The organism is Kaistella sp. CFF1-2, from assembly GCF_059509915.1.
The window spans coordinates 348,506-368,577 of the sequence record NZ_JCAKLF010000003.1 but is presented as its reverse complement, the minus strand read 5'-3'; the positions used below and the strand labels follow the sequence as shown (position 1 = coordinate 368,577).

The following is a 20,072-nucleotide window of genomic DNA, read 5'->3' as shown; positions in this document are numbered from 1 at the left end:
ATGATTTCTAATTGAACTCATTTTTCGAATCAGAAAAAGACAACTTGCCTTTCTTCTGTGAAAAAAATGAATGTTGTAAAAATACTATTTTTCTCTCAATTAAAGACCTTTCTTACTCATGTTTTTTATCACCACTTCTTTGCGTAGATAATCTCGAAATTCTTCTGCAATTGGTCCGAAATACGTTCCTTTTTTCAGATCTCGGTTTACTCCTGCTTTCGCTAGTAAAACCGTTCCTTTCTCTACAGTAACTCCAGAAGCCATACCAACTTGTCCCCAAATTGTCACCTCATCTTCGATAATACAACATCCAGCAATTCCGGTTTGTGAAGCAATCAAAACGCGTTTTCCGATTATTGTATCATGTCCAATTTGAATTTGATTATCCAATACCGAACCTTCCCCAATAATTGTTGAATCGGTTACACCACGGTCAATAGCGCATAAATTTCCGATTTCCACACGATCTTCGATAATCACATTTCCAACAGAAATTAAACGATCAAATTCACCATTTAGTTTTCGATAATAAAAAGCGTCACCGCCAATCACCGTTCCACTTTGGATGATAACGTTATCACCAATAATCGTACGATCACCAATAACCACATTCGGAAAAATATGACAGTTCTTCCCTATTTTTATATTGTTTCCAAGAACCACAGAAGGATGAATGAACGTCCCCTCACCTATTTCAACATCATGAAGCGTTTCAGAAAAGTTATAAATCTTTGTAAAATGGGTGTTAATTTTATTGAAATCTCCACACGGATCTTCAGAAATCAACAAAGCTTTTCCTTTGGGACAATCAACTTCTTTATCAATTAAAATAATCGTTGCATCCGAATTTAAGGCTTTATCGTAGTATTTGGGATGATTCACAAAAACAATTTCGCCCTGCTTAACACGGTGAATTTCGTTGGTCCCGAAAACCTGAAAATCTGCTGGACCTACAAAACGAGCTCCAATTAATTGAGCTATATGTTCTAAATTCTGAGGTTGATGAAAAGTCATAATCTGATGTATAAAACAAGGTTCAGCATGCCTGAACATCTGAACCTTAAGAATTTGTCGTTGTTTTTATTTTACCCTTTCAACGTATGAACCGTCTTCAGTATTTACTTTAATTTTGTCTCCTGGCTCAATAAACAAAGGAACCATAACTCTAGCGCCTGTCTCAACAATTGAGTTTTTCAACGCGTTGGTTGCTGTATTTCCTTTTACACCTGGATCAGCTTCGATAACTTCTAGGAAAACCGATTGTGGAATTTCCGCAGAAAGTGGCGTTTCATCAGCTTCTTTCAAGATAATCGTAACCTCTTCTCCTGCTTTCATGAATTGCGCGTTTTCAATCATCTCTTTGTTGATGTAGATTTGAGAGTAATCGTCGTTATTCATAAAATGGAAACCGTTTTCATCATCATATAAATATTGAAATTTACGCGTAATTACTTTTACTTCATCAATTTTGTGACCTGCAGAAAACGTGTTATCCAAAACTTTTCCGTTTGTAACCGACTTTAATTTCGTTCTAACGAAAGCTGGACCTTTCCCTGGTTTTACGTGTTGAAAATCGATGATTTTATAAATATCATTACTGTATTCAATACAAAGTCCTTTTCTAATATCAGCTGTTGTTGCCATTCTTATTTTTTGTGTATAATTTAATTTTATTCTTTTCCTGTTCCATATCCTTTTACAATTCCGCGAGGTGAATTTTGAATAAATGTCAAAATTTCATCTCGTTCCACTGTTGGAAGCATTTCTTTTTCAATGATTGAAATCGCCTGAGACGTATTCATCTTCATTTGAAAGATATAGCGATAAATTTTCTGAATTTCGAAAATCTTGTCGTTGGAAAAACCTCTTCTTCGCAATCCAACCGAGTTGATTCCCGCATACGAAATAGGATCACGAGCTACTTTTACATATGGAGGAATATCCTTACGAATCATAGAACCTCCTGAAATCATCACATGATTTCCGATTTTCCCAAACTGATGTACCGCCGAAAGACCTCCCATCACCGTATAATCACCAATTTCAACGTGACCAGCAATTCCGCAACCGTTTACGATGATTACATGATCGCCTAGCACACAGTCATGTGCAATATGCGTAGTGGCCATAATCAAACAATGATTTCCGATCTTGGTATAACCTAAGGCTTTCGTTCCACGGTTAATCGTCACACATTCACGAATAGTAGAATGGTCGCCGATGATCACTTGCGTATCTTCCCCATCAAATTTTAAATCTTGAGGAATAGCCGAAATCACGGTTCCAGGAAAAATCTTACAATTTTTACCAATACGTGCCCCGTCCATAATGGTTACGTTAGGTCCAATCCAAGTTCCTTCACCGATTTCTACATCACCAGCAATGGTTGTAAAAGCTTCTACAACTACATTTTTACCAATTTTTGCTCTTTTATCTACAGCGGAAAGTTGATGTACCATTTAGTCTACTTTATTTTTAGCTACTTGGGCCATCAATTCTGCTTCAACAGCTACTTGATCACCGACATATCCATATCCTTGCATGTGAACAATACCTCTTCTAATTGGTTCAATAAGCTCAATTTTAAAGATAATAGTATCACCAGGAACGATTTTTCGTTTGAACTTCACATTATCCATTTTCACGAAATATGTGGAGTAGTTTTCTGGATCTGGAACATTAGCTAAAACCAAAATCCCTCCCGTTTGTGCCATGGCTTCCACCTGAAGAACTCCAGGGAATACAGGCTCCTTCGGAAAATGTCCAACAAAAAAAGGCTCATTCATGGAAACGTTTTTCAAACCAACCACATGCGTTTCTGAAAGTTCTAAAACTTTGTCAATCAACAAAAATGGTGGTCTATGCGGAAGAAGCTTCATAATTCCATTGATGTCAAAACGTGGTGGTTTTGAAAGATCAAAATCGGGAACATTTTTCTTCTTTTGAAGTTTCCATTGACGGTTCAATTTCTTTGCAAACTGCGTATTAACAAAATGTCCTGGCTTGTTTGCAATCACTTTCCCTTTGATTTTAACACCAACCAAAGCCAAATCTCCAATAACGTCTAACAGTTTATGACGAGCAGCTTCGTTAGGATAATTCAAAGTTAAATTATCTAAAATACCATTCGGACGGATTGAAACGTCTTCTTTACCGAATGCTTTTTTCAGTTTTTCTGCAGTTTCTGGTGTCAAATCTTTGTCCACGTAAACAATGGCATTAGAAATATCTCCACCTTTGATTAATCCTGCATCAATCAACATTTCCAATTCATGCAAAAAGCTGAATGTACGTGCTGAAGCGATTTCCTCTTGGAAATCTGCTATATCTTTTAACGTGGCGTTTTGAGTTCCTAAAACTTTAGTCCCAAAATCAACCATCGTTGTCACTTCGTAGTTTTCCGACGGAATAATCGTTAACTCTGACCCTGTTGCAGGATCGATATAGTTAAGAACTTCCTTGATAACAAGGTATTCTCTAGCTTTTTCTTGCTCTTCGAGACCTACTTTAGTTATCGCTTCTACAAAATATTTAGAAGATCCATCTAAAATTGGTGGTTCTGCGCTATCCATTTCCAAAATGGCATTATCCACATCACAACCAACCAAAGCGGCTAATAAATGCTCGCATGTATGAATACGAACACCTAATTTCTCTAATGTTGTTCCTCTTTCCGTCGTTGTTACATAATTAACATCCGCTTCTACTTGAGGGTTTCCTTCTAAATCGGTTCTTACAAATACAAAACCTGTATTTTCTTTCGCCGGTTTAATCGTTAAATTAACATGTTTTCCGGTATGCAAACCTATCCCCGAAAGGGTTACTTCTTCTTTAAGTGTTTTTTGTAGATCACTCATTCGATTCGTTTTTAGAGTTTTTCTCCAGTTTATTTATTTTTTCAACGATGTTCGTTAAATTTTTAAAATGCACATAGCTTCTTCTAAAATCCCCTGCCGAAATAGCTGGCGATCCGTAAACAACCTCTTGATCATCAAGATTGCTGTTCACACCACTTTGCGCTTGAATTTTTACTTGATTTCCGATCTTGATATGCCCAACAATGCCTACTTGACCACCAATTTGGTTCCAATCTCCAATAATCGTTGATCCCGCAATTCCAGCTTGAGCTGCAATTACATTGTGTTGACCAATCTTTACATTATGTGCAATTTGAATTAAATTATCGATTTTGGTTCCTTTCCCGATAATGGTAGAACCAATCGTAGCACGGTCTATAGAGCAATTAGAACCAATTTCTACAAAATCTTCTAGGATTACATTTCCTAATTGTGGAATTTTTTTGAAGCCATCAGCAGTTGGTTGATATCCGAATCCATCACCTCCAACAACAGTGTTAGAGTGAATCACACAGTTATCTCCAACGATACAATAATCGTAAATACGAACGCCGCTGTCAATTTTGCAATTTTTCCCGATGCGAACTCCTTTACCGATATACACTTGTGGGTAAATCATGGTTCCTTCACCAATTTTGGCTTTCTCAGAAATATACGAAAAGGCTCCGATGTAAACACCTTCCCCAACTTGCGCCGTCTCGTGAAAGAATGAACCTTCCTCAATGCCTGATTTCTTCCCTTGCATTTCTTGATACAAATTCATCAAGACCTGAAAAGAAAGATACGCATCTTCTACAACGATAATCGTGGGTTGATAGTTTTCTCGAGTAATGAGCTCTTCCGAAACAATAATTACAGAACATTTGGTATCATCCAAATAATGAGCAAATCGGCTTTGTCCGATAAAAGAAAGATGACCCTCCTCACCATGCTCTATAGGTGAAACTCCCGTAATCATCTTGTTTTCATCGCCTATAATTTTACCGTTGATCAGTCCGGCTATTTGTGAGGCTGTAAATTCCATATCGTGCAAAGATATAAAAATCCCGAAAACGCCCAATCGTTTTTTGCAGCAAAATAACGTTCTACAATTCTCTTGGGAACGACAGAATATATTTTTCGTTTGCTGATGTTATAGAAGACGATAAAATCTGGTTTTCCGACTCGTTTAATTTTACTTTTCCACCGTTTTTTTGAAGCAAATAAATTGGTTGCTTTTCTGCATTATAGGGAAGCAAAGTTCGTGTAAATTGATCGACTAAAAGTCCACCATCCGTTATCCCGAATTGCGCATTGGTTTTTGCGATTAATTCGGCAATTTTTTCTTCACTAAAAGGTTGCGAAGAAATAACCGTTCTTGGAAATTGTCTTTGCATCACCGAACGGCAAAAATAAGCCAACACAAAATCATCATGATGTTGCCATAGCTTCATGGCTTGAATTACGTCATTGTCATCCAATTGTGTAAATCGCAAAATATCTTCTTTGGAAGACTGCATGTCTTTTTCGCGGTACAGAAAATATTGCAAATTTTCTGGAGCTTCTAACTTCACACCTTTCGATGCTAAATCTTTAGCACGTCTCAATACTTTTACCAACATATGCTCTCCCAAAGCCGCCGTTTTGTGATAATACACTTGCCAGTACATGAACATTCGGGCCGTTAAGTAATTTTCAATAGAATATACTCCTTTAGAATCCACGACCAATTCGTCTTGCGACACATTCATCATGGAAATAATTCGCTGCGTATTGACATTCCCTTCCGAAACACCTGTATAAAAACTATCACGCTTCAAATAATCCAAACGGTCAACATCCAATTGAGAAGAAATCAATTGATTAAAAAATTTGCGATGGTATTTCCCTTGAAACATTTCAATCGCTATAGAAAGCTGACCATCAAATTCGGAATTCAACTCGTGCATCAACAATAGTGAAAGTTTCTCGTGATGCCAATCCGCCATTAGCATACTTTCTAACGCATGTGAAAAGGGACCGTGACCAATATCGTGAAGTAAAATAGCAAGCAACGCGCCTTGCTCCTCTTCTTTGGAAATTTCAACACCTTTTAATTTCAATGTTTCAAGTGCAGTAAACATTAAATGCATTGCACCTAGAGCATGATGAAATCGTGTATGAGTGGCTCCAGGAAAAATCAAATTCAACAAACCGGTTTGCGAAATCCGACGCAATCTTTGAAAATAAGGATGTTCAATAACATCAAATAAAATTTCATGAGGAATTTTTATAAAACCGTGAACTGGATCGTTGATAATTTTCAGCTTGTTCTGCATAGAAAGTATTCTGCTGCAAAAATACTCAAAAAAGCATTAAGGTTTTATTAATTAAAGTTCACCCGGTCAAAATCCAAAAAATCTCCTTCGACCTCCAAAATAAATAAACCTTAACGAATATTTAACGATAATCACGGGTTTTTTAGCGAGATTTTAAGAGCATTTGGTCGTATTTTTGATGGATTCTAAACAACAAATTTTAATTAAAATTACATATATGTCGAAAATACTTTGGATAGATGATGAAGTTGATTTACTAAAACCGCACATCGTTTTTTTAGAAAACAAAGGCTATCAGGTAACCCCCGTGAACAACGTAAACGAAGCCCTTGAAATCTTGGACGATGACAAACATCAATTGGCTTTAATTGACGAAAACATGCCTGGAATATCCGGCTTGGAAGCCATTCCTATGCTGAAATCTAAAGATTCTTCGATGAAAATCGTGATGGTGACCAAAAGTGAAGAAGAGCACATTATGGAACAAGCCATCGGTTCTCAAATTGCGGATTATATTCTGAAACCAGTTAACCCAAACCAAATCTTGCTTTCTTTAAAAAAGAACCTTCAAGAAGATAATTTGGTGGAACAGAAAACGATTTTGGAGTATCAGCAAGAATTCCGAAACCTTTCTATGGAACTTTCGTATTTGAAAAGCTTCGAAGAATGGGCGGAATACTATAAGAAAATCATGAATTGGGAAATCAAATTTGATAAAATCATTGATAATGAATTTTCCGATTTGTTGCAATCTCAAAAAGAAGAAGCGAATATTCAGTTCTCCAAATTTGTAGAGAACAATTACGAAGATTGGTTGCATACCAACGATAAACCAATGATGAGTCACACGTTGTTTAAAGACAAAGTAAAACCAGAGGTGGAAAACGACAAGGTTCTTTTGTTGATGATCGACAATCTTCGTTATGACCAATGGAAAGTACTTGAACCACTTTTCACAAGATTTTACAATAAAACATCCGAAGATTATTATTACAGCATTCTTCCAACAGCGACTCAGTATGCTCGAAATGCTTTCTTTTCAGGTTTGATGCCATCGGAAATTCAAAAACGTTTCCCTGACAAATGGTTTAATGATAATGAAGATGGAAACAAAAATGAGCATGAGAAAGAGTTCCTAGAAGATCAGATGAAGCGCCTTGGCCTTGGCTATAAAACGATGAAGTACATTAAAATCCTAAATGCAGATTTCGAAAGAAAGATTGCAGATGATTTTAACCAATACAAAAACACCGATTTGGTGGCGATTGTTTACAATTTCATCGATATCTTATCCCATGCAAAGACAGACAACCATATCGTTGATCAATTAATTCGTGACGATAAGACCTTCCGTTCATTGACCTTAAATTGGTTTGAAAATTCCTCGCTAATGCGAATCATTAAAAATGCTTCGGAAAACGGATTCAAACTCGTTATCACAACCGATCACGGAACTATTTATGTGAAAAAACCAAGTCAAGTTGTTGGCGACCGTGAAACATCAACCAACATCCGATACAAAACTGGAAAGAGTTTAACATATGAAGACAAAGAAGTTTGGGCAATTTCCCAACCTGAAAAGCTGTTTTTACCGAAAGGAAATTTGAGTTCCAAATATATTTTCGCAAAAAACAATACGTTTTTGGCCTATCCTAAAAACTACAATCACTTTGTAAATTACTACAAAGATACCTATCAGCACGGCGGGATTTCTCTAGAAGAATGTATAATCCCGATCAGTATATTAGAACCCAAATAGTTTTTTTCATAGTTTATTTAATTTGGGTACGTGCGGAAAAGATGTTCATCATCTCTTCCGCACTTTTAATTTGTACATATTTCGTATTTTTATCGATTCAAAATAAAGTATGCGAATTATATCTTATAATGTCAACGGAATTCGGGCTGCCTTTACCAAAGATTTTGTTGGATGGCTTTCTAGTGCGAACCCCGATGTCATTTGTATTCAGGAAAGTAAGGCTGGGAATGACCAAATTGACATTCAAAGTTTTGAGCAAATTGGTTATCATTCGTATTGGTTTTCTGCTCAGCGAAAAGGCTATAGCGGTGTAGGTATTGCATCTAAAATCCAACCAAATCATGTTGAATACGGCTGTGGAATTGAATCCTACGATAATGAAGGCCGTATCATTCGTGCTGATTTTGATGACTTTTCGGTGATTTCTGTATATGTTCCAAGCGCGTCTAATATTGATCGTTTGGAGTTTAAAATGCAGTTCTGTTTTGATTTCTTGCACTATATAAAAGAACTCAAAAAAACGATTCCGAATCTTGTGATTTGCGGCGATTTTAATATTTGTCATGAAGCTATTGATATTCATGATCCTGTTCGTCTGAAAAACGTTTCTGGATTTCTACCAATGGAACGCAGATGGATGACTAACTTTATGAACGAATGTGAATTAATCGATAGTTTCCGATTCTTCAACGATCAACCCGACAATTATTCTTGGTGGAGTTACCGTCAAAACTCAAGAGCCAAAAATAAAGGTTGGCGTTTGGATTATAATTTCGTCACCTACTCTTTGAAAGAAAAGCTAAGTAGAGCCGTTATTTTAAAAGAAGTTTTTCACTCGGATCACTGTCCAGTTTTAGTAGAGATTTAATGTTTTGATTTTGTGCTATGAAAGATATTATTGAAAGTTTAAAAAAAGAAATTGTCCAACACGATAAAGTAAAAAACTCGATACTTGGAGCAGCTCCTGTGTGGAAAAACAACCATTATGAGGTTCTTACGAACATTGTTAATGATGGACTTTCTTCTAAGATCAGCACCGAAAGCGAACATTTTTTCTCTTTAGGAAATAGTATTTCACCGATTACCTTCAAGCGTTTGTACGAAGGTCAAATAAAGCCAACAGCTTATCATGATTTACGTTTTTTAAAAACATTAGATAAAATTGCCATATTCTTAGGTTATGATAATTTAAATCATTTTATCGAAGTAACCAATGGAACTCATTCCAATACGCAAGATGAAAATAGTTTTACCCTTACGAAAGCCGATTTTAATGAAATAAAAAACATCATTACCGATTGCTGCTTGTACGAGTACAAATGCATGCAGAATTTGGATTCGTATCAACTGGACAAGTTCAAGGAGTTTATTGATGAAAGCGGCCCGTATTTGAAGCGAATTAAGCTTTATCTAGAGAAACTGAAATCGACAGAGATTGTCATGAACCGCGAACTGAGTAATATTGAAATCTATAACGTCCGTTTTGTTGCTTACGAAAATGAAACGCTCATCTTTGCTACCGACGAATTTTGGAATATGATTTTCGAAAAAAATGGAAATCATTTTCCATTTCATAAAAAAGGTGAGCAAACGTACTATATCAGAAAAAGCAAAGCAGGTTACCGAATTTGGGACAATTACAATCCCGATTTCAATGACATCATAAATCCAAAAAAGCCTTAATACAAGAACGTATTAAAGCTTTTCGTTTCAATTGTGTTTATTTGCCTTAGTGATACAAAGATACCTCGAGGCAACACCAGAACATAAACTTAACCTACTCTTTTCTTAATCTTAAGTTTTACAGAAATAAAAAAAAGCCAACCGAAATCGGTTGGCTTTTGTACATAAGATGATTATTTCCTTATTCAATAATTTCGTACTCAATTGGTACTACGCCGTGTTTGATGTCGCTTATTTCTTCAAAAGCAGCTTTAGAAACATCTAAAACTCTAGAAGAATGGAAAGGACCTCTGTCGTTTACACGAACAACAACGCTTTCTCCGTTCTTAAGGTTGGTCACCTTAACCTGGGTACCAAAAGGTAAACTTCTGTGTGCCGCAGTCAATTTATCATTATCGAAAATCTCTCCGCTAGCTGTTTTCTTACCATTGAACTTATCATGGTAATACGAGGCAAAACTTGTTCTCGCTTCTGTGGCATTATTCTTGAAGGAATAAAGACCTAGTGTTGAAATCATCATTATGATTACGAGGATAAATCTCTTCATCATTTTGAATTTTAGGGGTTTTGACGTGGCAAAGATATTGTCGATCTCTAGCGAACTCAATCCACCTTCTTAACGTTTCTTAATTTTATGTTAATATTTTGTTAAACACGTTCGCAAACACCCATAAATAAAGGAGAATATAAAACGTGTTAAAAAATGTTAAATAGATTGTTAAAATGTTAAAAACATTAACATTTCACACTATTTAGAAGACTTAAAATCATTATATATGATTGAATATCAACGTATTAAATTTTAATCAAAATACTAAAATTGAATTTTATCCAGCTCCTATGCAAAACATATAAATGTGATGAAAATAAAGTTTAAAATACATCTCGACCCGATTTCCATACTTTATTTTAAGATTCTTTAACAAATAAAAATCCCGAAATTTTGAGAATTCGGGATTTCTTATTTTTTTATTTGACTTTTTAAACCAATTATTCAACCAAATTGATCCAATTTTAAAAATTAACCTCTCCTTTTTGCTACATTTTTCCCACCAAACTTATTCAATTTATAAGTCAGTGAGAACATAACGTATCTTTTCAGGATTAAATCATCACGGTCCTCAAAATTGTTGGTTGCGAGATTTTATCTATTTTTAAATTGAAATTCCCCGCCTCGCTGGAACTCGTATAATTGATAATCGTGCTATCGCTTTCCTTTAAAAGATAAATAGTCGCATTGCCAATGGGAATATTTCCCGACAAAACCTTTCCCGTAATGGGAATTTGTTGCGCGAAAATGTACGCCTGAAAACTTAGTAAAATGAGTAAAAGCAGTCTTTTCATTTATGGTTTTTATTTTGAAAATTAAATTTAAAAAAAGTCCTTCAAAAATGAAGGACTTAAGTTTGTATTACTTGATTTTTAAACCAATTCTCCGTATAAATCGAATTCCTCAGCGGAAGTAATTTTAATATTTGAAAACTCTCCCAACGGAATATAAGTATCTTTTGCATCCACCAAAATCGTGTTATCAACGTCTGGCGAATCGTATTCTGAACGACCTACGAAGTAATTCCCTTCTTTACGATCAAAAATACATTTTAAAACCTTTCCAACTTTTTCTTGGTTTTTCTCCCAAGAAATTTGAGCTTGCAACTCCATGATTTCCTCTACACGAGCTTCTTTCACCTCTTGCGGAATGGTATCTTCCAACAAATGTGCATGTGTATTTTCTTCGTGAGAATAGGTGAAACATCCCAAACGATCGAATCTTTGCTCACGAACCCAGTCTTTTAATTCTTGGAAAATTTCTTCTGTTTCTCCAGGATAACCAACGATTAAAGTCGTTCTAATTGCCATATCTGGAACTTTCTCACGGAATTTATCCAATAAAGCATCGGTTTTTTCGTGAGTTGTACCACGACGCATCGATTTCAACAAATCGGAATTGATGTGCTGCAACGGAATATCGATATAGTTACAAACCTTAGGTTCTTCACGAATAATATCCAAAACATCCTCTGGAAAACCTGTCGGGAAAGCATAATGCAAACGAATCCATTCGATTCCTTCTACTTTAATTAACTCCTTCAACAACTCGCCTAAAGCTCTCTTTTTGTAAATATCTAAACCGTAATATGTTAAATCTTGAGCAATTAAAATCAGTTCTTTAACGCCAACTTTAGCTAAACTTTTAGCTTCTTCAATTAATTTTTCAATTGGCGTAGAAACGTGTCCACCACGCATCAACGGAATCGCACAAAACGAACAAGGACGGTCGCAACCTTCAGAAATTTTCAAATAAGCGTAATGTTTTGGAGTCGTTGTTAGGCGTTCTCCAACCAGTTCATGTTTATAATCAGCACCTAAATGTTTCAACAAAATCGGTAAATCGAGCGTTCCGAAATATTGGTCAACATCTGGAATTTCTTTAATTAAATCTGGTTTGTAACGCTCCGAAAGGCATCCTGTAACGAAAACCTTCTCCACTTCCCCATTCTTTTTTGCCTCAACATAATCTAAAATCGTGTTGATAGATTCTTCCTTTGCATTATCAATAAAACCGCACGTATTAATAACGACGATATCCCCTTTTTTCTCGTGCACCACTTCTTTTCCATTGGCTTTGAGCTGACTCATCAATACTTCTGAATCGTAAACGTTTTTGGAACATCCCAAAGTGATTACATTTATTTTCTTTTTTCCAGTGGATTTTGTACGCATCTTCTTGATTAATTTAAGTTTGCAAATTTAGGAATAAAAAAAGAACCGAATTCGGTTCTTTTGATTTTTATATTTTGGTTTGAATTTATTTGATCAATTGTTTCAAATAAGCTCCGTAACCACTTTTACCATATTTTGTTGCTGTTTCCAACAGTTTTTCTTCGTTGATAAAACCATTATTAAAAGCAATTTCTTCAATACATCCGATTTTAAAACCTTGACGCTTTTCGATAACACTTACAAATTCTGACGCTTCGTGCAAAGAATCGAAAGTTCCTGTATCCAACCATGCGGTACCGCGATCTAAAACGCCAACTTCAAGTTTACCTTCTTTTAGATAAACGTTGTTTACGTCGGTAATTTCTAACTCTCCGCGAGGTGAAGGTTTGATATTTTTAGCGATTTCAACAACATTATTATCGTAGAAATACAAGCCAGGAACAGCATAATTTGATTTTGGAGAGTTTGGTTTCTCTTCAATTGATAAAGCTTTGAAGTTATCGTCAAACTCTACAACTCCGTATCTTTCAGGATCTGAAACGTGATAAGCAAAAACAACTCCACCATTTGGATTGGTTTTGTGTTTCAACATTCTTCCCATTCCATTTCCATAAAAAATATTATCTCCTAAAACCAAGGCAGCAGCATCATTTCCAATGAATTGCTCACCTAAAATGAACGCTTGCGCTAATCCGTCTGGACTTGGCTGAACTTTATATTCGATATTACAACCGATTTGCGAACCATCGCCCAAAAGTTTAATAAACCCTTCTTGGTCATGCGGTGTCGTAATGATTAAAATATCTTTAATCCCCGCCAAAAGCAATGTTGACAGTGGATAATAAATCATCGGCTTGTCATAAACTGGCATCAACTGCTTGCTAACGGCGATTGTCAATGGGTATAATCGAGTTCCGGAACCTCCGGCTAAAATAATTCCTTTCATATGTGTTGATTTGGTAATTTGTTCATTTGCAAAGTTGATAATTTTACTCTAACAACTTTTTATATAATGAATTTAGTTTATTTGTTATTGATTCAATCCTTTGTCTTAAACTTAAATAATCATTGTTGCTGATAAACTCTAATTTTTCCACTAAGATTAAAAAATTTAGAACTTCGACAGTTGATCCAAAAGCATTATTTATAAATCTAGCTTTGTCTTTGTTTGTATTTCGTGACATTCCCTCTGCAATATTTGCAGAAATACTAGAACTTGCTCTTGTAATTTGACTTATTAATCCAAATTTTTCGGAAGAAGGCAATTTTTCTACCATTTTATAAATTAAAACCGACAATTCAATAGATTCTTTCCAAACTTCTAACTTTTCAAAATAGTATATTTTCATAGGTGTAAATTTGGAAATTTGTTTATTTGTAAAGTTGTTTGACTGCTATTTATTAATGCGAATTTGTTAATGCGTTAATTTGTATTGATAAAATTCAAATCAACAAATAAGCAACTTCACGACTTTACAAATAGACGACTCAACAAATAAACAACTTTACATCTTTACTTAATTATACTGTTGGTCGTAATATTTCTGATAGTCGCCAGAAGTAACATTCTCTAACCATTCTTTGTTTTCCAAATACCAATCAATAGTTTTTGCTAAACCTTCTTCGAAAGTTACAGATGGCTTCCAACCTAAATCGCGATTTAATTTTGTTGCATCAATTGCATAACGCTTATCGTGACCTGGTCTGTCTTTCACAAAAGTGATTAATTTCTTAGAATAGCCTTCTGGTTTACCCAATTTAGCGTCCAATTGCTTGATTAATTCTTTCACCAAATCAATATTTTGCCATTCGTTGAAACCCCCAATATTGTATGTTTCTCCTGTTTTAGCTTCATTAAAAATTTGATAAATCGCTTTTGCATGATCGATTACAAATAACCAATCACGCGTATATTTTCCGTCTCCATAGATTGGAAGCGGCTTTTCATTTAAAATATTAGACAAACAAAGCGGAATTAACTTCTCTGGAAAGTGGTTTGGACCATAATTATTTGAACAATTTGACAAAATAAATGGCATTCCATACGTGTTTCCGTACGCTCTCACCAAATGGTCTGAAGCTGCTTTAGAAGCTGAATACGGAGATTGCGGATCGTAAGGAGTTGTTTCTAAAAAGAAACCAGTTTCACCTAAACTTCCGTAAACCTCATCTGTTGAAACGTGGTAAAATAAGTTTTTTCTTGGTTCATTTGGAAACCTTCCGTGTGTATGATCTGGATTTAACGTCCAAAACTCTATACAAAGATTCAAAAGGTTAGCAGTTCCGTTTACGTTGGTATTGATGAACGCATTGGGATCTGTAATACTTCTGTCCACATGAGATTCAGCAGCTAAATGTACTACAGCATCTGGATTGTATTTTTCAAAAACCTTACGAAGTTCATCAGGTTTTGTGATATCTGCTTTTTCGAAAACATAATTAGGTTCGTTCTCGATGTCTTTTAAATTTTCAAGATTTCCAGCATAGGTTAAAGCATCAAGATTGATGATTTTTGAATCTGGAATATTTTTTACAAATTCTCTAACAACGTGAGAACCAATAAAACCGGCACCTCCGGTGATAATAATATTTTTCATTGAATGTTTTTAGAAATTATGGTCTTTAAAGCTCGAAGCGTTTTGATCTTTTTCGGAAAGAATCATATCTGCTTCAGCAATTTTCCAATCGATATTTAAATCTGCATCATTGAATTTCACCGAGCCTTCAGATTCTTTATTGTAAAAATTATCACATTTGTAAGCGAAAACAGCAGTTTCGCTTAAAACAACAAAACCATGTGCAAAACCTCTAGGAACATAAAACTGAACTTTGTTTTCGGCGGTCAATTCAACCCCAAACCACTTTCCAAAACTTGGAGAGTCTTCACGAAGATCAACGGCAATATCCCAAACTTTTCCTTCTAAACAAGAAACCAATTTCGCTTGTGCGTGTTCACCTTTTTGCAAATGCAAGCCACGAAGAACACCATACGATGATTTTGAAATATTATCTTGAACAAAATGACCATTCAATCCTGTCAATTCTTCAAAACGTTTTTCGTTGTATTTTTCATAAAAATAACCACGATCATCATTGAAGATCGTGGGTTCTATTATGAAACAATCTTTCAAAGGTGTTTCAATTAGTTTCATTATTTATTGGCTTCTAATTTCTTTAATTCTTGCTCAAAAACAGATTTTTTTAAACCTGAAGTTGAAAAACGGTGATCTCTTTTATTATAAAAAATCTCAATTCCTTTTTCCTCGCAATATTGTTTACCAGTAAAATCCTTATCGCGATAATCATCACCAATGATACGAACATCAATCACAAATGATTTCAAAATATCCATTAAATCTTCTTCTGTATTATAAGGAACAATTTCATCAACTGAACGACACGCCTTAAGTTGAATGTAACGCTCTACGATCGATTGTGTAGGTTTGTTTTTATGTGGACGATCCAAAGTAGGATCTAACTGAAGTGCAACAATTAAATAGTCGCAAACTGTTTTTGCTTCTTCAAGCATTTTTATATGACCTGCGTGGAGTAAATCAAATGCAGAAAAGGTAATACCTATTTTTTGTGTTTTCATTGAACTGAATTTTAAGCAAAAATAGGCAAAATGAGATTAATAATAAAGCTATTAATATAAAATACTAAACTTTTAAAAACGTTTTAAGTACAATTGCAAAATCCTCTTTGAATGAAACTTTATCAAAATATTCTAAATTCATTTTCACTTTATCGGGAAACAGAACCTCGTCGTTAAATTGCAATGGATCCTTTTGTTGAGCAAGAATTTGTTCTTCATTTCTATACTTTAGACTTGCTTCACTTGTTAGCCCAGGTTTTAAAAGTAAAACTCTTCTATCATCACCAACGAGTTTATCATAATACCCTTCAATATCAGGTCTTGGACCTACAAAACTCATTTCTCCTTTTAGAATATTAATTAATTGAGGTAGCTCATCCAATTTGGATTTGCGTAAAAATTTCCCTACATTGGAAATATTTCTTGTCTTAGGATGAATAGTTTTAAATTTCAGAATATTGAATAATGTTCCGTATTGCCCTATTCTTTTTTGTACGAAAAACCCAGAAGATTTAGTATCAACAGAAGAAACAAGATATAATAAACAATAAACAGGAAGAAATACAAAAATCAAAAACAAACTAAGGAAGACATCTAAGAACTTCTTCCAAAAGGAAATATATGTAAATCTCACAAATATTAATGACTATTCATTGTAAATACCACCCTTATAGTTTCTATTAAAATTCTAATATCTAGAAAAAAACTATAATTCTTAATATAATACAAATCATACTCTAGCTTTTTAAGGTTATCTTCTGGAGTTGCTTTTGGCAAATTTACCTGAGCCCAACCAGTTACACCAGGCTTAATAGCATGTCGAAGTTCAAAAAAAGCATTTTCTTTGCTATACTCGTCTACAAATTCTGGACGTTCCGGACGTGGTCCAATCAAACTCATTTCTCCCAACAAAATATTTAACAACTGCGGTAACTCATCTATTTTTGTCTTTCTTAGAAATTTACCAACTGGTGTAATTCTCACATCATTCAATGTTGTAAAACTTGAGTCGTGATGTACAGTCATTGATCTCAATTTATAAATAGTAAATATTTTCCCATTTTTGCCTACTCTTTTCTGACTAAAAAATGCAGGACCTCTACTACTAAATTTAACTAATAAAGCTCCAAAGCAAACAAAAAATAATGCAAATGGAAGCAAACATAACATTATAAAAAGATCAAAGAGTCGTTTAAAAAAAATATGGACATCTTTTAAGTTTGTCGAAAAAATATCATCTACAATATAATTGTTTGATTGAATTTTAACCAAAGGAATCCTCTTATTAATAACTTCATAAAAATCTTCCGCGTTAAAAATTTTTATACCAGATAGCCTCAGTTCAATTAATTTTTTCAACAAATCTTCCTCTAAAAAATGAACTGTGGAAGTATCAACAACAATATTTTTTATATTCAGTCGATTTACATATTCAACTATGTCAATCGACTCATCTTGTGAATCTAAAACTATTGGCTTAAATAAATTAGTTAGCTTAGTTCCCTTAAATAATTTTAATGAAACATCACTAACATTAAGGAATAAACATCTCGGTTTTGCATTACTTAAAGTAATAGTATTCGTCATTTTCAATAATAATATCTGTCCATGCAACAATAATTAAACCAATTTATAAAAAAAATACTAATTTTTTATTTTTTTATATAATTTTTTATAACTATTGTACATTGCATCAACTGTAAAGTAATTCTCAAATGATTCTCTTGCATTCTTCTTAAACGATTCGTAATTTAAAGTGCCCTCATAGAAATCTTGCAACTTATTGACAAAAAATTCGGGAATATTTTTCAAGGCATAACCATTTTTATCGTTTAAAATTTCTGAAACCCCTCCAACATCAGATGCTAATACAGGAACACTGGAGCATAGAGCTTCAATAATGGACATTGGTAACCCTTCATAATTTGATGGAAGCATGAAAATATCTGCGAATTTTAAATAATAAAAAGCATTCTTCGCTTCACCTAAACAGAACACATTATCGGGTAGATTTTTTGGAAAATAATTATTCCCTATCCACACAAATTTAATATTTTTATTAGCTCTCATCTTTTCTGCAACGTCACAAAACAAATCAAATTTCTTTTGAGGGCTTAACCTGGCAATACATAAAACAATAAAAGTTCCTTGTTCCCTTTCACGAACAAAAAAATCAATTAACGATTCATTTACACTCTTATTCTGTTCTAAACTAAAGTCCTTTATACCATTGTAAATATAAGTTACATTGTGAGTAATCCTTTCCTCCTTCATTTTAACAACATCATACTTACTGACCCCGACAATAAATTTCGTTCGACTTTGTAGAAATCTTTCTATTGGTAAAAATTTTTTAAAGGCAATTCTTATTGAATCAAAACCATGGACAGTATAAACAATCTTTTTCCAAGGGAATGCAAGTCTTCCTAAAAGCCCAATTTTTGAAGAATGTAAGTGAACTACATCTGGATTAAATTCCTTATATAATTGCTTTAATTTCCATAAAACTTTTATTTCTTTAATTGGGTTAATCTTCCTTTCTAATTCTTTTATTTTTATCTTAGTAATTTTACTATCGAGTATATCCCACATTGGGCCAGACTGTTCGGATATAACAAAAACATCAAAACCATCGTCAATGGCTTTATTTGCAAGATTTATCACAACGGACTGCGCACCACCTAAATCCGCTAATGTAATTATGTAAAAAATTTTCATTATTTCTGCAAAATGCAAAATTACAAATAATAAATCTTTTTTTGTTTAAATTTGAAATTAAAAAAAAATGAATTGCAAAAAAAAATATTTTCTTAGTTTCATATTAACGAGCTACTTTACATTACTTATAGCAAATAAAATTTATACACCAATACTTGAAGATAATAAGAATACAATTCAAAAAGTAATAAATGTAAAAGATTTTGGTGCGAAAGGAGACTCTATTACAGATGATTCAAAATCATTTGAAGCCGCTCTAAATAATATCAATACGACATCTTCAAAGCTGATTATACCAAAAGGAAATTACCATCTTTCTCATCCAATAACTATCAAAAACTATGGTGACTTAGAAATTATTGGCGAAAATTCTACACTAACGTTTAATTTAGGAAAAAGCAATAGTCAATCTTTTATTAACCTAAAAGGAAAATCACAAACCTCAACCACGAAAATAAATGGGATTACAGTTAATGGGATTAAAACCAATAACAATCAATGGGACCTTCAAATATGGAACAAATCACTTATTTATGATGGTATCGTTTTCACAAATGGAGTCATTGATATCTCGAATGTCAAAATAGCAAATATATGGGGAAACGGAATGAAGTTTTTTAATACCGTAACTACAAGTATTAGAAATGTAGAAGTTACAAATGTTGGAGGACATTGGTATAAAAACAATGAGTTTGATGCTTTTGGTGACGCAATTTATATTGGGGATAGAAGTTTCGACTCTAAATTCACTATTGATTCTCTAAATGCAGAAGGAAAAGTTTCAACAAATGGTAAATTATCTCGTATAGGAATTACAGTAGAAAGTTTAAAAAACAAAATTCCCACAAACACAACAGTGATTATTTCCAACTCCACATTAAAAAACTACGAACGAACTATTCACAGTGAAGGTAACTTGGGCTTCACTAATTTTGAAATTTCAAATTCAAGTCTAATGGGGTCCGTTGTCTTTTTTAGTTATAATGATCAAAATATATCAACAGCAAAAATTGCAAACTCTACAATAGCTTTTTATTCTGGAGACTACAATGGAACATTTGGACTCTCAAGAAGTTTCAAAGTCAACATGGAAAACTCAATAATAAATGACACAGGAAACGGACAAGCTATGGGAGATTCTGGCAGCATTGGTGTTTACAAAAATTGTACTTTTAATTCTATGAAAGGGACCTTCGCAACAAATTCAAAACTTGAAATTTATGATTCAAAAATAATAATTGATCCGTCAAAAAAAGGAAACTTATTTTGGAATAGCGACACAAGGTTTTATAATTCTTCATTTATTGCAAGTGAAAATTCCCCTTACATATTTCCACTAATTACAAAAAACATACCTATTTTTGATCAATGCAAATTTTATAATATAAAATTATTAATTCCCAAAAAATATTATTTAAATAGTAGTATGATCAACTAAA

The 20,072-nt window shown here is 33.8% G+C and carries 21 protein-coding genes; 4 read left to right on the top strand and 17 right to left on the bottom strand.

From position 1 onward, the window contains the following. Positions 1-99: 99 nt before the first annotated feature. From AC5XHR_RS10950 to AC5XHR_RS10925, 6 genes are all read right to left on the bottom strand, one after another. Complete coding sequence (locus tag AC5XHR_RS10950) at positions 100-1,014, bottom strand: LpxD N-terminal domain-containing protein (RefSeq protein ID WP_495950833.1); 915 nt, start codon at positions 1,012-1,014, stop codon at positions 100-102. 66 nt (positions 1,015-1,080) lie between these two features. Next, positions 1,081-1,644, bottom strand: coding sequence for an elongation factor P (gene efp, locus AC5XHR_RS10945; RefSeq protein ID WP_495950832.1), 564 nt, complete (start codon positions 1,642-1,644; stop codon positions 1,081-1,083). A 26-nt stretch (positions 1,645-1,670) separates the two neighbouring features. After that, positions 1,671-2,459 carry an acyl-ACP--UDP-N-acetylglucosamine O-acyltransferase gene (lpxA, locus tag AC5XHR_RS10940; RefSeq protein WP_495950831.1) on the bottom strand — a complete coding sequence of 263 codons (789 nt, stop codon included), beginning with the start codon at positions 2,457-2,459 and terminating at the stop codon, positions 1,671-1,673. Then, positions 2,460-3,857 carry a bifunctional UDP-3-O-[3-hydroxymyristoyl] N-acetylglucosamine deacetylase/3-hydroxyacyl-ACP dehydratase gene (locus AC5XHR_RS10935; protein ID WP_495950830.1) on the bottom strand — a complete coding sequence of 466 codons (1,398 nt, stop codon included), beginning with the start codon at positions 3,855-3,857 and terminating at the stop codon, positions 2,460-2,462. Further along, entirely contained in the window at positions 3,850-4,881 is a 1,032-nt protein-coding gene (gene lpxD / locus AC5XHR_RS10930; RefSeq protein ID WP_495950829.1) for a UDP-3-O-(3-hydroxymyristoyl)glucosamine N-acyltransferase, read from the bottom strand. Before lpxD ends, AC5XHR_RS10935 begins: the two co-directional genes overlap by 8 nt. 61 nt (positions 4,882-4,942) lie before the next feature. After that, a complete protein-coding gene (locus AC5XHR_RS10925; RefSeq protein ID WP_495950828.1) occupies positions 4,943-6,154 on the bottom strand; it encodes an HD domain-containing protein in 1,212 nt (403 codons plus the stop codon). Positions 6,155-6,371: 217 nt separating this feature from the next. On the opposite strand from AC5XHR_RS10925, the gene porX reads away from it, so the two are divergent. From porX to AC5XHR_RS10910, 3 genes are all read left to right on the top strand, one after another. Further along, on the top strand, positions 6,372-7,913 hold the full coding sequence (porX, locus tag AC5XHR_RS10920; protein ID WP_495950827.1) for a T9SS response regulator signal transducer PorX: 1,542 nt from the start codon (positions 6,372-6,374) through the stop codon (positions 7,911-7,913). A 109-nt stretch (positions 7,914-8,022) separates the two neighbouring features. Continuing rightward, positions 8,023-8,781 carry an exodeoxyribonuclease III gene (locus AC5XHR_RS10915; RefSeq protein ID WP_495950826.1) on the top strand — a complete coding sequence of 253 codons (759 nt, stop codon included), beginning with the start codon at positions 8,023-8,025 and terminating at the stop codon, positions 8,779-8,781. Between the two features lie 17 nt (positions 8,782-8,798). Further along, positions 8,799-9,596, top strand: a complete 798-nt coding sequence (locus tag AC5XHR_RS10910) for a hypothetical protein (RefSeq protein WP_495950825.1) — start codon at positions 8,799-8,801, stop codon at positions 9,594-9,596. Between the two features lie 181 nt (positions 9,597-9,777). Here AC5XHR_RS10910 and AC5XHR_RS10905 read toward each other — a convergent pair whose 3' ends face one another. From AC5XHR_RS10905 to AC5XHR_RS10855, 11 genes are all read right to left on the bottom strand, one after another. After that, on the bottom strand, positions 9,778-10,146 hold the full coding sequence (locus AC5XHR_RS10905; protein ID WP_495950824.1) for a septal ring lytic transglycosylase RlpA family protein: 369 nt from the start codon (positions 10,144-10,146) through the stop codon (positions 9,778-9,780). Between the two features lie 554 nt (positions 10,147-10,700). Beyond that, positions 10,701-10,940, bottom strand: a complete 240-nt coding sequence (locus AC5XHR_RS10900) for a hypothetical protein (RefSeq protein WP_495950823.1) — start codon at positions 10,938-10,940, stop codon at positions 10,701-10,703. A 78-nt stretch (positions 10,941-11,018) separates the two neighbouring features. After that, the gene (gene rimO / locus AC5XHR_RS10895) at positions 11,019-12,320 is read right to left on the bottom strand and encodes a 30S ribosomal protein S12 methylthiotransferase RimO (protein WP_495950822.1); all 1,302 of its coding nucleotides are present in this window, start codon (positions 12,318-12,320) and stop codon (positions 11,019-11,021) included. An 85-nt stretch (positions 12,321-12,405) separates the two neighbouring features. Further along, positions 12,406-13,266, bottom strand: a complete 861-nt coding sequence (gene rfbA, locus AC5XHR_RS10890) for a glucose-1-phosphate thymidylyltransferase RfbA (RefSeq protein ID WP_495950821.1) — start codon at positions 13,264-13,266, stop codon at positions 12,406-12,408. Positions 13,267-13,309: 43 nt separating this feature from the next. Continuing rightward, positions 13,310-13,669: a four helix bundle protein gene (locus AC5XHR_RS10885; RefSeq protein ID WP_495950820.1), complete on the bottom strand. Its 360-nt coding sequence runs from the start codon at positions 13,667-13,669 to the stop codon at positions 13,310-13,312. Between the two features lie 168 nt (positions 13,670-13,837). Beyond that, positions 13,838-14,917: a dTDP-glucose 4,6-dehydratase gene (rfbB, locus tag AC5XHR_RS10880; RefSeq protein WP_495950819.1), complete on the bottom strand. Its 1,080-nt coding sequence runs from the start codon at positions 14,915-14,917 to the stop codon at positions 13,838-13,840. Positions 14,918-14,926: 9 nt separating this feature from the next. After that, positions 14,927-15,472 (bottom strand): dTDP-4-dehydrorhamnose 3,5-epimerase, encoded by a 546-nt coding sequence (gene rfbC / locus AC5XHR_RS10875; RefSeq protein ID WP_495950818.1) that lies wholly within the window; start codon positions 15,470-15,472, stop codon positions 14,927-14,929. Beyond that, the gene (locus tag AC5XHR_RS10870; RefSeq protein WP_495950817.1) at positions 15,472-15,915 is read right to left on the bottom strand and encodes an adenylyltransferase/cytidyltransferase family protein; all 444 of its coding nucleotides are present in this window, start codon (positions 15,913-15,915) and stop codon (positions 15,472-15,474) included. Before AC5XHR_RS10870 ends, rfbC begins: the two co-directional genes overlap by 1 nt. Positions 15,916-15,979: 64 nt before the next feature. Beyond that, positions 15,980-16,549, bottom strand: a complete 570-nt coding sequence (locus tag AC5XHR_RS10865; RefSeq protein ID WP_495950816.1) for a sugar transferase — start codon at positions 16,547-16,549, stop codon at positions 15,980-15,982. Positions 16,550-16,554: 5 nt separating this feature from the next. After that, complete coding sequence (locus AC5XHR_RS10860) at positions 16,555-17,502, bottom strand: exopolysaccharide biosynthesis polyprenyl glycosylphosphotransferase (protein ID WP_495950815.1); 948 nt, start codon at positions 17,500-17,502, stop codon at positions 16,555-16,557. A 57-nt stretch (positions 17,503-17,559) separates the two neighbouring features. Further along, positions 17,560-18,633: a glycosyltransferase gene (locus tag AC5XHR_RS10855; protein WP_495950814.1), complete on the bottom strand. Its 1,074-nt coding sequence runs from the start codon at positions 18,631-18,633 to the stop codon at positions 17,560-17,562. Between the two features lie 67 nt (positions 18,634-18,700). On the opposite strand from AC5XHR_RS10855, the gene AC5XHR_RS10850 reads away from it, so the two are divergent. Beyond that, positions 18,701-20,071, top strand: a complete 1,371-nt coding sequence (locus AC5XHR_RS10850) for a glycosyl hydrolase family 28-related protein (RefSeq protein WP_495950813.1) — start codon at positions 18,701-18,703, stop codon at positions 20,069-20,071. The last annotated feature ends 1 nt before the right edge of the window (position 20,072 follow it).